General features: G+C 68.1%; 13 protein-coding genes. 9 read left to right on the forward strand and 4 right to left on the reverse strand.

The genetic code is table 11. The annotated features are described in order from the left end of the window. Positions 1 to 20: 20 nt before the first annotated feature. Complete coding sequence (locus F5X71_RS13620; protein WP_238815878.1) at positions 21 to 1,481, reverse strand: M20/M25/M40 family metallo-hydrolase; 1,461 nt, start codon at positions 1,479 to 1,481, stop codon at positions 21 to 23. 263 nt (positions 1,482 to 1,744) lie between these two features. Between F5X71_RS13620 and F5X71_RS13625 the strand changes: the two genes are divergently transcribed. After that, positions 1,745 to 2,479: a glutamine amidotransferase gene (locus tag F5X71_RS13625; protein WP_167462270.1), complete on the forward strand. Its 735-nt coding sequence runs from the start codon at positions 1,745 to 1,747 to the stop codon at positions 2,477 to 2,479. On the opposite strand, the gene F5X71_RS13630 is transcribed toward F5X71_RS13625, so the two are convergent. Continuing rightward, complete coding sequence (locus F5X71_RS13630; protein WP_167462271.1) at positions 2,480 to 2,953, reverse strand: DUF6194 family protein; 474 nt, start codon at positions 2,951 to 2,953, stop codon at positions 2,480 to 2,482. It abuts the gene before it with no gap. Positions 2,954 to 3,015: 62 nt separating this feature from the next. On the opposite strand from F5X71_RS13630, the gene F5X71_RS13635 reads away from it, so the two are divergent. Next, on the forward strand, positions 3,016 to 3,720 hold the full coding sequence (locus F5X71_RS13635) for a MerR family transcriptional regulator (RefSeq protein WP_167462272.1): 705 nt from the start codon (positions 3,016 to 3,018) through the stop codon (positions 3,718 to 3,720). 60 nt (positions 3,721 to 3,780) lie between these two features. Here the strand turns inward: F5X71_RS13635 and F5X71_RS13640 are convergent, their stop codons facing one another. After that, complete coding sequence (locus tag F5X71_RS13640) at positions 3,781 to 4,338, reverse strand: TerD family protein (protein ID WP_167462273.1); 558 nt, start codon at positions 4,336 to 4,338, stop codon at positions 3,781 to 3,783. 234 nt (positions 4,339 to 4,572) lie between these two features. Here F5X71_RS13640 and F5X71_RS13645 point away from each other — a divergent pair, with 234 nt between their 5' ends. Genes F5X71_RS13645 through F5X71_RS13660 form a run of 4 tightly spaced genes read left to right on the forward strand, consistent with a single transcriptional unit; the run spans position 4,573 to position 7,877 of the window. Further along, the gene (locus tag F5X71_RS13645) at positions 4,573 to 4,923 is read left to right on the forward strand and encodes a hypothetical protein (protein WP_167462274.1); all 351 of its coding nucleotides are present in this window, start codon (positions 4,573 to 4,575) and stop codon (positions 4,921 to 4,923) included. Beyond that, positions 4,920 to 6,092, forward strand: a complete 1,173-nt coding sequence (locus F5X71_RS13650; protein ID WP_167462275.1) for a MutS-related protein — start codon at positions 4,920 to 4,922, stop codon at positions 6,090 to 6,092. Before F5X71_RS13645 ends, F5X71_RS13650 begins: the two co-directional genes overlap by 4 nt. Next, positions 6,089 to 7,570, forward strand: coding sequence for a MutS-related protein (locus F5X71_RS13655; protein WP_167462276.1), 1,482 nt, complete (start codon positions 6,089 to 6,091; stop codon positions 7,568 to 7,570). Before F5X71_RS13650 ends, F5X71_RS13655 begins: the two co-directional genes overlap by 4 nt. 58 nt (positions 7,571 to 7,628) lie before the next feature. Beyond that, positions 7,629 to 7,877, forward strand: a complete 249-nt coding sequence (locus F5X71_RS13660) for a hypothetical protein (RefSeq protein WP_167462277.1) — start codon at positions 7,629 to 7,631, stop codon at positions 7,875 to 7,877. Here F5X71_RS13660 and F5X71_RS13665 read toward each other — a convergent pair. Beyond that, positions 7,840 to 8,508, reverse strand: coding sequence for a TetR/AcrR family transcriptional regulator (locus F5X71_RS13665; RefSeq protein ID WP_174817063.1), 669 nt, complete (start codon positions 8,506 to 8,508; stop codon positions 7,840 to 7,842). The two genes, F5X71_RS13660 and F5X71_RS13665, sit on opposite strands and share 38 nt — an antisense overlap. 154 nt (positions 8,509 to 8,662) lie before the next feature. Here F5X71_RS13665 and F5X71_RS13670 point away from each other — a divergent pair, with 154 nt between their 5' ends. The 3 genes from F5X71_RS13670 (at position 8,663) to F5X71_RS13680 (ending at position 12,612) form a co-directional block, all read left to right on the forward strand. Continuing rightward, on the forward strand, positions 8,663 to 10,270 hold the full coding sequence (locus tag F5X71_RS13670; protein WP_174817064.1) for an ABC-F family ATP-binding cassette domain-containing protein: 1,608 nt from the start codon (positions 8,663 to 8,665) through the stop codon (positions 10,268 to 10,270). Positions 10,271 to 10,356: 86 nt separating this feature from the next. Next, positions 10,357 to 10,965, forward strand: a complete 609-nt coding sequence (locus F5X71_RS13675) for a CatB-related O-acetyltransferase (RefSeq protein ID WP_167466455.1) — start codon at positions 10,357 to 10,359, stop codon at positions 10,963 to 10,965. Positions 10,966 to 11,064: 99 nt separating this feature from the next. Continuing rightward, complete coding sequence (locus F5X71_RS13680; protein ID WP_167462279.1) at positions 11,065 to 12,612, forward strand: sulfatase-like hydrolase/transferase; 1,548 nt, start codon at positions 11,065 to 11,067, stop codon at positions 12,610 to 12,612. The last annotated feature ends 54 nt before the right edge of the window (positions 12,613 to 12,666 follow it).

Raw genomic sequence — 12,666 nt, forward strand, 5'->3', positions numbered from 1 at the left:
TCCCGCTTGCTGGGCGAGGCCTACTGGGCGAGCTGTTTCACCAGCCGATAGAGGAATTCGCGGCTGGCCTCGAGCCCGGCGATCGGCGCGCGCTCGTTGACACCGTGAATCCGCCCGGCGTCGGCGGCGACCATGAACAGCCCGCTCACCCCGTACATCGGAATGCCTTTGCTCCGCGCGTATTTGCTGTCGGTCGCGCCGGTGGACATGAGCGAGCTGACGGCCGCCGTGGGAAACAGCTCCTTGGTCAGCGACGTGATCGCGTTGAGCACGTCACCGTTGATCGGCGAGATGCCGCCCGCCGGATCGAGATCGCGGGTGATGGTCAGCTTGCCGCCGTCGGCGAAGGCCGCGCGCAACTGCTTGTCGACGTCATCGGGGTTGTCCTGCGGCAGGATTCGGCAGTTGACCGTGGCTTTCGCCTTCTGCGGCAACGCGTTCTCCGCCTCGCCCGCGTTCAGCATGGTGGCCACGCAGGTGGTGCGCAGCTGGGCGTTGTACTCGGGCAGGGCGGAAAGCCGTTCGATCGCTTCCGGACTCGCGTTGCCCGCGGCGACCGCGCGCATGTCGTCGGCCTCCGGCCCGCCGCGCGTGGCGGCCAGCGCGCCGAAGTTGTCCTTGGTCGCGTCGCTGAGCGAGGCCGGGAACCGATAGGCGGCAAGGCGATTCAGCGCCGTGCTGAGGGTGTAGATGGCGTTGTCCGGCGTCGGCACCGAACTGTGCCCGCCGTTCTCCTTGGCCTCGACCTGATAGGTCACATAGGTCTTCTCGGCCACCTGCACGCCCTGCAGGGCGGGTTTGCCGTCGACGAGCAGCGCGCGGCCGCCCTCGTTGATGCCGTACTCGGCGCTCATCAGGTCGGCCTTGTTCTCCATCAGCCACTTCGCGCCGTTGTCCTTGCCCGCCTCCTCGTCGGCGGTCAGCGCGAGCACGATGTCCCGGTTCGGCCTGAACCCCTCGCGCTTCAACTGCACCAGGCTCGAAACCAGCGCCGACACCATGGCTTTGTCGTCGATCGAGCCGCGGGCGGCGTAGAAGCCGTCCACCTCGGTGAGCTTGTACGGGTCGGTGGTCCAGCCGTCCTCGCGCTTGGCCTCGACCACGTCGAGATGACCCAGCAGCAGCAGCGGCTTGCGCTGGCCGGTCCCGGTGAACCGGAGCACCAGGTTGCCCTTGCGTGCCACCGGCTCGAAGATCTGGATGTCGGACTCGGCGAACCCGGCGTCGAGCAGCCGCTGGCGCACCGCGTTCGCGGCGACGGTTGTGCTGCCGGTCGAGTGCGAGGTATCGGTCTCCACCAGCTGTTTGTAGATCTCGTGGAAGAGCTTCGTATTGTCCTGTGCCGCCGCGCTCGACGAGGTGTTCGTGTCGTTCTTCGCGGCGGAATCGGAGTCCGAGCTGCAGGCGGTTGCGGTGAGCGCCGCGATAAGTCCCAGTGCGGCCACCGAAATCAACGGGTTACGGCGACTGAATACAGACACTCGCTGAAGCTAGCACGGCGCAAGGTAGTTCGCGTGGGAAACGATCGTCCGTCCCCTTCCTCGAGTGCTCGGCTCCCGTTGGTAAGTACCGTCCGTTCGACGGTGAGCTGGTCGGGCGGTGCGCGGGAGACCGGTCCTCCCACAACTCTTCGTTGTCGACCAGCCGGACAGTACCGGAGCCGGACGGCGCCGAACCTCGCACCGGCGAACACGCCGACAATCGGGGGGCTCCCTTCCTGCCGCGGGTCTTGCACAATCGGTGCATGCCCAAGCCTTTTCTGCTGCTGCAATTGCGGCCTGAGCGTGCTGCCGCGGATGACGAATACCGCGCCATCCTGCGCGCAGGCGAACTCGACGCCGGTGACGTGGTGCGCGTTCGGATGGAGGAGGGCTTCCCCGATCTCGCCCTCGACGATTACGCCGCGGTGATCGTCGGCGGCGGACCCAGCAATGTCGGTAGTCCCGACGCCGAAAAGTACGACTATCAACGGCGCTTCGAGCCGGCTTTGAAGAAAATGCTGACCGAGATCGTCGGCAGGGACTTCCCCTATCTGGGTGCCTGCTACGGGTTGAGCGTGCTGGCGGACGTGCTGGGCGGCACGGTCAGCACCGAGAAATACGGCGAGACGGCTGGCGCACAGACCATCGAATTGACCGACGCGGCCCGTGAAGATCCACTGCTGCAAGGTGTTCCGAGCAACTTCCGTGCTTTCGTCGGGCACAAGGAGGCGTGCCAGGCCGTGCCGCCCAAGGCGGTCCTGCTCGCGGGTTCCGTCGACTGTCCGGTCCAGATGATCCGCGTCGCCCGCAATGTCTACGCCACCCAGTTCCATCCGGAACTGGATGGCGACGGACTCGCGCTGCGTATCGAAATCTACCGGCACGCAGGATATTTCGACCCCGACGAGGCCGACTATCTGACCCGGCTCGGCCACCAGGAGACGATCACCGCGCCGCAGCGGATCCTGCGCCGCTTCGTGCTCCGCTACGGCGGGTGATCATCGCGGTTCGGTGACCGTGCGGCGTTCGTAGCGGGCACTGGCGCGATCGTAGGCGGCGCGCAGGAGTCGACGGGCCGAATCGCTGGTCCGGGCAGCGGGATCGACGACGGCGACCCAGCCCGCGCTCGCGTAGGTCGGGTGCGGGAGGAACACGTCGGTGCTGCCGTAGTCGACGGCGTCGGGGATTTCCCGGGGTGAATAGCCGAGGGTGTCGATGAAAGCCTGTTTGCCGACCGAGATGTTGAGGCGGAAGGCGTCGGGGCGGTCCAGCCGGGAACTCTGATCGTCGGGATAGTCCTTGGTGACGATGGTGGCGACAGGCTGGGTATTGGTCGGGACGGTCCCGTCGGGGGAGTAGTAGAAGAACTTGTCGCCCCAAGCGATCTCCGGGGTGCCGTCGCCGGGACCGGGTTGCAGGATGAGGATGCCGTCGAGGTCGGTGAGCAGTTCGATGATCTCGTCTATGGTCATAGGTTCCAGCTTCTCATTCAAGTGCTTGTGTGGACCTGGACCATGTTGACGAGGAGATCTGTATGAAAAACCTCAACTCGCAGGTCAAGCGCACCGTCGACGTGGCGCGCCGGTCGGGGTACTCGGTGCAGCAGATCCGCAACCTCGAACGCGACGGGGTGCTGCCGCCCGCCGAGCGCACGCCGACCGGTCATCGCGTCTACGGCGAACAACACTTGCACGCCGCGCTGGCCTACCGTGCCCTCGCCGTGGGCACCGGACCTGTCGACGCCAAACAGATCGTGCGTGCCGTGCACAGCGGCCCGCGCGCCGAGGCGCTGGCCATGCTCGACGCCGCACATGCCCGGTTGCGCACCGAACGTCTGGAACTCGCCCACGCCAAGGCCGCCGCCGCGACCATCTCCGCCGAACCCATTGCGGCCGAGCGTCCTTCCGATTCGATGACCGTGTCGGAGCTGGCCGACGCCCTAGGCATCCGCCCGTCGACGTTGCGCCATTGGGACGCAGCGGGTCTCGTCGTCCCCGACCGTCACCGGTCCGCCCGCCGCTACACCCCGACCCAGGTCCGCGACGCCCGTATCGTCCACCAGCTCCGCAAGTCCGGTTACCCGATCCCGCACCTGCGCACCCTGCTCCCCGAACTCCGCCAAGCCACCCCCGACCTGCACGCCGCCCTTGCCGCCCGCGACGCCACCCTCACTGCCCGCTCCCAAGCCCTCCTCACCGCCGCCGCCTCCCTGCAAGCCCTGACCGCCCGGCCCCACTGAGCCGACGGCGCCAGGACTTGCCTCGCCGGTCGAGCGGCGCCGAGGGGCTGGTCGATGCGTTCAGATCTTGGTGGCGAGGAGTTCTCGGACCAGGGGGATGGCTTCGGCGGGGTGTTCGGCGCGGATCGGTTCGCCGATGGACTCGAATTGCCATACGCCGTCGGTGCGGTAGACCTTGCACATCACGAGGCCGGTGTGCGGGCCGGCGGCGCTCAGGTCGTAGCGGGCGAGTTCAATGCCGGACACGCTATCGATCAAGCGGCAGAAGGCGTTCTCGATCTGGGCGAAGGTCTGTCCCGTGTAGCAGGTCACGATGAAGATCGCGGCGGTGATCTCCGGTGTCATTCTGGTCAGGTCGACGGTGATGATCTCGTTGTCGCCCTTGCCTTCTCCGGTGGTGCTGTCGCCGAGGTGGCGCACCGCGCCGTCGCGCGAGATCAATTGTTCGTGGTATACGACGTCGACGATCTGATTGCCTGCGAAGAGCAACGCGGAGGCGTTGAGGTCGATGTCCTTGCCGGTGCCGAACCAACGTCCGGCGCGCACCGGATCCCAGCCGAGGGCCATGGTCACGTAATCGAGGGCAGCGCCGTTCTGGTCGCGAAGAGTAATGAACATCGGTGGCTTCCAACGTCGATCCGACCCGTCCCGCGAGCGCGGGCCGGGTTTGCCGACCAGACTTCCCGGCGCACCTACCCGTAAAGATGCCGTAAATATGCCGGTAAAGCAAATAGGTTACGTGCTAGCGGCAACTTCGATGGCGACGAAGTTTCGTGTGCTAACGTCCGAACGGGGCGGAGTTCGGGGAGCGTCCCGGGGAGTCGGCCCAGCGGACTGAGCAAGGGGACATTGATGTCTCGATTCGGCAGCATCCTGTGGCCCGCCGGTGACGCGGTGGGCGCGGCCGTCGACGCGCGGACGATCACCGACCTGAATCTCGACGAGATCTTCACCATCATCGCCCGCGCGGATCCGACATTGGCCAGGTATCTGCGGTCGCCGGTAGCGGACCTGGACACAGTGCTGTTCCGGCAGGAGATCTTTCGCGATCTAGCCCGCGCGGAGCTACGGGAGCTCTATACGAATTCGCGACGCAGCTGCGGATCGTGCGCGCGTTCTCTACCGCGTCGGCCGAACAACAGCACCGGCACACGAAACACCGGCTGTATCTCGACGCCGTGCTCCGTTACGGCCGCGCCTTGACGGCTCTCAGCGAAGCGCTCGCCGGGGTGACCACCGCATCGCGCGGCTTGCGCGGGTGGCAGAGCTATCTCGAAACGTACCTGGCCACAGCTGAATTCGAGTCGCTCATGGCTGCGGCCGCGCGCGTGCGATCCCTGCTCGACGCCGTTCGCTACACCATGTCCATCGACGGGCAACAGGTCTGGGTGACGCGCGAGGAGGGCGTGCACGACTACGGCACGACCATCGAGCAGGTCTTCGCGCCGCTCGTGCACGGCTTTCACCCCAAGCCCGCCGCGCCGGAAGTCCTGTCCACCACCGTGCACTACGTGGCGGAACAGCTTGTCGATCGGGTCGCCGAACTGTATCCGGCAGCATTCGCGGAGCTGGCGAATTTCTGTGCCGCACACCCCGATTTCTTCGCTGCCTCGGTCGAATCCTGCTATCAGGAGCTGCGTTTCTATCTCTCTTTTCTCGAATTCGTGGACCATCTGACCGGCGACGGGTTGACGTTCTGCCTGCCGATGCCGACCGAGCGGTTCGAGGAGATCGCGGTGCGCGGGGGATACGACCTCGCGTTGGCCGTCGCTCGCCGCGGCACCGGGGAATCGGTGGTGCCCAACGACTTCGGACTCAGCGGCGACGAGCGGGTACTGGTGGTCACCGGGCCGAACCAGGGCGGCAAGAGCACCTTCGCCCGAATGGTCGGCCAGCTCGCCTATCTGGCGGCGCTCGGGTGCCCGGTGCCCGCGGTGAGCGCCACGCTGCCGCTCGTCGACCGGCTGTCCACCCATTTCGAGCGCAGCGAAGGCGCCACGGACTCGGCGGGAAAACTGCACGACGAACTCACCGAGGTGCACGGCGCGCTGCGTGCCTGCACGGATCGCTCGCTCATCATCCTGAACGAGACATTCAGTTCCACCACGACGGCCGACGCGCTACAGATCGGCGATGCGGTGGTACGCCGCATCATCGAGCGCGGCGCCGTCGCCGGCTACGTCACGTTTCTGGACGAGCTGGCGCAACCGCATCCGGCGATCGTCAGCATGGTGGCCGGAGTCGGTGACGACCCCACCACGCGCACGTTCCGGATCATGCGCAGACCCGCGGACGGCAAGGCACACGCGGCGGCGATCGCGGATCTGTTCGGCCTGGGCTACGCCGCCATAGCGGAAAGGATCGCCCGGTGAGTGTCGGTCTGCTGGAACCGGATTCCGTGGGTCCGCACACGGTGCGCCACGGTTCGGCGGTGGTCCGGGATCTCGGCCTCGACATCCTGTTCGACGCGATGGCGGCCGGTGATCCGTTCCTGCGCGACAGCGTCGAGTCGATCATGATGCACGGCTCGATCGACCCGGCGACGATCGAGTACCGCCAGCAAGTGCTCGCCGACTGTCTGGCCGACCCGGGTGCCGTCCGCCGCCTGTACGAGTTGGCTTGCGCCGGTGCGGGTGTGCGCCGGTGGACGATCGGCCGCGGCGGGGCGCCGCGCGCGAAGCTGAATCTCTCGCTGGAACCGCTCGCCGAATCGCTCGACCGCGTGCGGCGGGTGCGCGCGGCATGTGCCGCGCTCGACCTACGGTCGGCGGGCTTCGCACGGCTGTCGGCGCTGGTCGCCGCGCGGTTCCCGGACAAGGTGCTCGACGCCGTCGAAACCCATATCGACGCACTGCGTTTCGAGCACGGTATCGCGCTCGGCGCCGGACTCGGCGTGGGGAACAAGCCGGTCGACATCGTGCTGCACGAGCCGCCTGGACCGGCACGGCGCGGGATATTCGGCGTCGATCGACGGGGCAGGCGTGGCTTCACCCTTCCGGGCGGAGACGAGAAGGGCGCGCAGTACCTGGCCCGGCTGATCGGACGCGGCTTGGCTCCGGTGGCCGACACCGTCTCGCACGCGACGGATCTCTTGGCCGAGTTCTTTCTGTCGCTGCGCACTGAACTCGCGTTCTACCTCGGCTGCGTCAACCTGCACGAACGGTTGAGCGCCGCGGGCTATCCGCTGTGTTTTCCGCGGCCGCTGCCGCTCGGCGCGCCGCAGTTCCGGTGCCGGGAGTTGCGCGATCCCACCCTGGTGCTCTCGTCGAGCGCGCCGGTCGGTGGGAACGCGATCGAGGGCGCGCGGCGCTCGCTGATCTTCGTCACCGGCGCGAACAGCGGTGGCAAGTCCACCTTCCTGCGCAGCGCCGGTCTCGCTCAGGTGATGCTGCAAGCCGGAATGTTCGTGCAGGCGGACAGTTTCGCGGCCGACGTGCGGGCGGGGGTCTGCACGCATTTCCGGACCGAAGACGACGCCACCATGACCTACGGCCGGTTGCAGGAGGAGCTGGCGCGCATGCGCGAGATCACCGAGGTGATCGGTCCCGGGGCGCTGCTGCTGTGCAACGAGCCGTTCGCCTCGACGAACGAACGCGAAGGAACCCAGATCGCCGAGCCGATCCTGCGCGCACTGCGCGACGCGGGCGTCAAAATCTTCTGCGTGACCCACCTGCACGATCTGGCCCGGGAATTCTACGACCGCCGTGGCGATTCCGAGTTGTTCCTGCGGGCCGAACGGCTGCCGGACGGCACCCGGACCTTCCGCCTGGTCGAGGGCGAGCCCGCGGCGACGAGCCACGGCGGTGACATGTTCGGCCGCGTCTTCGGCACCGATCGAATGCCGGTGTAGCGCACTATGGACGGGGAGGCGTCACGGATTCCCCGCGACGCGAATGGAGGCCGGTCTCATGTCGGACACGAACAAGCGCAATCTCCTCTACTTCGAAAGTCCTTCCATGCGTGGGTTGTACGAGGCGATGGACGAGTGGCAGCGCGGCGCCGACCGGCGGTTGCTCTCGATCGATGTCCAGCGTGATGGCGACAACTACTGCTGCATCGCGCTGACCAACCCGTCCGAGGTCGTGATCACCAGTCCCGACGGGCACAATCACGCGAACGTCAGTCGCTTCGGGACCCTGGCCGTCGACGCGGTTTAGCCTGGCCCCCAGTCGTTTCGGCGAACGCGCCCGCGTGCGCGGCGAGCGCGGCCGCGGCCGCCGCGCGCTCAGGCAGACCGGGATCGGGTGGGGTGCGCAGCAAGATCAGCTGGTGATAGAGCGGCGCGGTCGCCGCGATGAGCAGGGCGCGCGCGTCGACACCGGGGTGGAGTTCGCCGCGGTCGATCGCGCGTTCGACGACGATCTCCGATTGGGCGTAGCGGTCCGCCCACAGCCGCCGCAGCGCGGTGGCGGCCGCCTCGGAGCGGAACGAGACCGCGATCAGCGCCTCGGCGATCGAGGATTCCTCGGTCAGCGAGTCCTGGATCTCCTGGTTCAGCGCGGTCAGGTCACCGCGCAACGTCCCGGTGTCGCGCGGGTGCCAGTCCAGGTCGCGCGCCGCGGCGAACACATCGGTGATCAGCCCCGCGACATCGCGCCAGCGGCGATACACCGTGGTGCGGTGCACGCCGGCGCGTGCGGCGACCGTGTCGACGGTGAGCGCGTCGTAGCCGTGTTCGGTCAGTTCCGCGCGGACCGCGTCGAGGACCTGCTCCCGGGTGCGTGCGGTGCGACCGCCCGGACGGGGTCGGGGCGGCGAATCTGGCGTCGAGGGCGGTGAAGGAGGCAATGTCGATGATCCGGTTGCTCTAGGGGACGGGCGTATGGCACCATACTAATGCAACATTCGTCGCACTAGTGAGGTAGGCCGATGGTCATTCGAAGTGTTCACCCGGTCCTGCGGTGCTCGATCGCCGCGTCCTCGAATGCTTCGGAGTGCGCCTATGCCAACCCAGATCACCGCGCACGCGGTCACCAAGTCCTTTCACGGCCGACCGATCCTCGATGAGCTGAACTGTGTGCTCGCCGCGGGCGAGCGCACCGGGATCATCGGCGAGAACGGCTCCGGCAAGACCACCCTGCTGCGCCTGTTCGCGGGTCGGGAACAGCCCGACGCGGGGGAGATCGTCGTCCAGGCCGACGGCGGCGTCGGATATCTCGCGCAGGACGAGTACCTGCCGCCGCACCTGACCGTGCGGCAGGTCATCGATCGCGCCATGGGCGAGCTCCGCGCGATCGAGCGGCGGATGCGCGGCCTCGAGGTCGCGATGAGCACCGGCGACGACCGTGGCCTGGCCGAATACGGCGAGCTGACAACGATTTTCGAGCTGCGCGGCGGCTACGACGCGGATGCCAGGGTGGAGCGCGCGTTGCACGGTCTCGGCCTCGGACTGGTCCGTCGCGATCGCGTCGTCGGCGAACTGTCCGGCGGCGAGCAGGTCCGGTTGCGCCTGGCCGCGGTGCTGGCGGCCGGATCAGAAGTACTGCTGCTCGACGAACCGACAAATCACCTCGACGACGACGCGCTGACCTGGCTGGAAGAGCATCTACGCGGCAGGAGCGGCACCACGGTCACGGTGTCGCACGACCGGACTTTCCTGGAACGGGTCGCGACCACCCTGCTCGAGGTCGACGCGGACCGGCGCACCGTCGTTCGCTACGGCAACGGCTACTCGGGGTTCCTGTCGGAGAAGGCGGCCGCCCGGGAACGGTGGGTGCAGGCGTACGCGCGATGGCAGGCCGATGTCGATCGGCTCCGCGAGTTCGCCGCGACCACCGCGCGTCGGGTCGCGCCCGGCCGGGCGATGCGCGACAACAACAAGCTCGGTTACGACCGCGCCGGTGGCCGGGTCCAGCAGTCGCTGGCCAGCCGGGTCCGCAATACCGAGGAACGGTTGCGGCGCCACCTCGCCGATCCGGTACCCCCGCCACCGGAACCGTTGCGGTTCACCCCCGCTCTGCACGTGGGTCGCACCGGCGGCGCCGTGCTCGAGGCGACGGACGTCGCGGTCGACGGCAGGCTGGCCCGGACCGATATCACGGTCGCGGCCGGCGATCGGCTGTTGATCACCGGCCCGAACGGGGCAGGCAAGACCACCTTGCTCCGGGTGCTGGCCGGCGCGGTGGCGCCGGATCGCGGCACCGTCGTGCGGCGCGGCAGGGTCGGCTATCTCGCGCAGGAGCCGCCGCCCGGCGTACCCGGCGAGACACTGCTCGCGGCCTTCGGCCGAGGGCGCGGTGGCGGGGCGGATCGGCATGCCGAAATGCTGATGTCGCTCGGCCTGTTCGATCGGACCCGGCTCACCGCCCGCGTTGCGGAGCTGTCCACCGGGCAGCGGCAGCGACTTGCCTTGGCGCGGTTGGTCACCGAGCCCGTCGACGCGCTGTTGCTCGACGAACCCACCAACCATCTGTCACCCGGACTGGTCGAGGATCTGGAGACCGCGTTGGCCGGCTACCGCGGCGCCCTCGTGATCGTCAGCCACGATCGGCGCCTGCGGGCGCGTTGGCGGGGCGCGCACCTCGCGCTGCGTGCCACCGTCTCCGTCTGATCCACCGATTCCCCACGTACCGAAGGAGTTCCGCTGTGCCCGATAGTCCTGCCTTGTCACCCGCCGACCCAACCGTGTTGCATCCCATGCGAGGCCAGCCGCGCGTGGTGCAGTTGCGGCCGTTGCTCACCTCGCCGCTGATCGAGGTCGGGGAGTACTCGTATTACGACGACCCGGACGACGCGACCGCGTTCCAGACCCGCAACGTGCTGTATCACTACGGCCCGGAGAAGTTGATCATCGGGAAGTTCTGCGCGCTCGGCACCGGAACGCGGTTCATCATGAACGGCGCCAACCACCGCATGGACGGTCCGTCGACGTTTCCGTTTCCGATGATGGGCGGCTCGTGGGCCCAGCATGTCGATCTGCTCACGGATTTGCCGAACCGCGGCGACACCGTTGTCGGCAACGACGTGTGGTTCGGCAACGGCGTCACCGTGCTGCCCGGTGTGCGGATCGGGCACGGCGCGATCATCGGCGCCGGGTCCGTCGTGACCGGCACGGTGCCCGACTACGGCATCGTCGGGGGCAATCCGGCACGGCTGCTGCGCAGCCGCTACAGCGACGCCGATATCGCCCGTCTGCTCGACATCGCCTGGTGGGACTGGCCCGTCGCCCACCTCACCGCCCACCTTCGAACCATCATGGCGGGCAGCGTCGACGATCTGGCGGCGGCGGCCGCAACCCTGAGGTAACCGGCGTCGTCGCGGCCGCGAGCGCGCCGGACATCGTCAACTCGTTCGCGTGCCGAAAGGATCTGAGGAACAATCGCTGTGCACAGCGAAGGGTTCGCGATGACAGTAGACAACTCCGATCGACCCGAGCCGCGTGCGCGACGCCTCGATCGTCGCCGCGTGCTCGGGATGATGGCCGCCGCGCCCGTTGCGGTGCCGTTGCTACGCGCGGCCGCGGCGACGGCCGCACCGTCGGCTCGGCCGAACATCCTCGTGCTGATGACCGATCAGGAGCGGGCGGATGTGGTGCTGCCGCCGGGATTCGAGCTGCCCGCGCGGGCGCGACTGGCGGCGAACGGGGTGCGCTTCGCCATGCATCACACGCCGACCGCCCCGTGCTCACCCGCGCGCTCCACCCTGTTCACCGGGCTACAGGCACCGGTGAGCGGGATGCTCGACAACGTGCGCGGCAACGATCTGATGGGCACGGTGCTCGGCGCGATCCAGACCTGGAGCCCTGACCTGGACACCGCGATCCCGACGCTCGGCACGGTGTTGCGCGACGGCGGGTACCGCACGGCCTATATCGGCAAGTGGCACCTGTCGGATTCGGTGGCGGCCGAGCCGACGGGGTTGTCGGCGTACGGGTTCGACGAAGCCATCGACATCCTGTCGGCGGGCGGCCCGAACGAGGGCACCCAGCAGGACCCCGGCGTGGTCGAGCACGCGGTGGACTGGTTGCGGCGCCACGGCGCGGATCCCGAGCCGTGGCTGTGCGTGGTGAGCATGGTGAATCCGCACGACATGATGTTCTGCCCGCGCCTGTACCGCTTCGAGGACGTGCCGGAGCACGGTGCCGACGTGCCACCGAATTTCGAATCCGACCTGAGTACCAAGCCGCGAGTGCAGAGCCGGTGGCGCACCATCAACGGCATCGTCGGCGGGCCGATGCCGACCGAGCTCGACTCCGACGACGCCAGGCAGCAGTGGCGGCGCTGGGGTAACTGGTACCTCGAATTGCTACGCCGCACAGACGAATTGACCGGTCGGGTGCTTGCGGCGCTGGACCGCGGCGGCGCGGCGGACAACACCGTGGTGGTGCGGGTCGCCGATCACGGCGAACTCGGTGGCGCGCACGGCCTGCGGCAGAAGGGCGCGATGATCTATCGGGAGAACAACCGCGTGCCGCTCGTCATCGCCGATCCGCGCGATCCCAGCGTGCACGGCCGGACCGCGAACGCGTTGACCTCCCATATCGATCTGGTGCCGACCTTGGCGGCCCTGGCCGGGATCGACGGTGCCGCAGCGGGTTCGGGCCCCGGCCGGAATCTCGTTCCGGTGCTGGCCGATCCGGCGCGCACGGTCCGGGACGCGATCCTGCTCACCTCGGACGCGAAATCCAGTGGGGGACAGCTGCCGGGCAGCAGGTACTGCCTGCGCGGCGCGATCACCGCCCGCTACAGCTTCGCCAGATACGGCACCGCCGAACAGCTCGACCGGCCGCGCGGCGAGTTCGAGTACGAACTCTACGATCGTCAGGAAGACCCGCTGGAACTCCGCAATCTCGCGCACGGCGGCGGCGCCTCCGGCCTGGTCGACGACTTGAACGACCTGGTCGACACGTTGATCGCGCGGGAGCTGCGCCACCGCGACACCGAAACCCGCTGAGCCGCACGCACAGTCGCGCCACGCGGCTGCGGTCAGGTCGCCGAGGTGCGCAGC

The organism is Nocardia brasiliensis (genome assembly GCF_011801125.1).
Classification (GTDB): domain Bacteria; phylum Actinomycetota; class Actinomycetes; order Mycobacteriales; family Mycobacteriaceae; genus Nocardia; species Nocardia brasiliensis_C.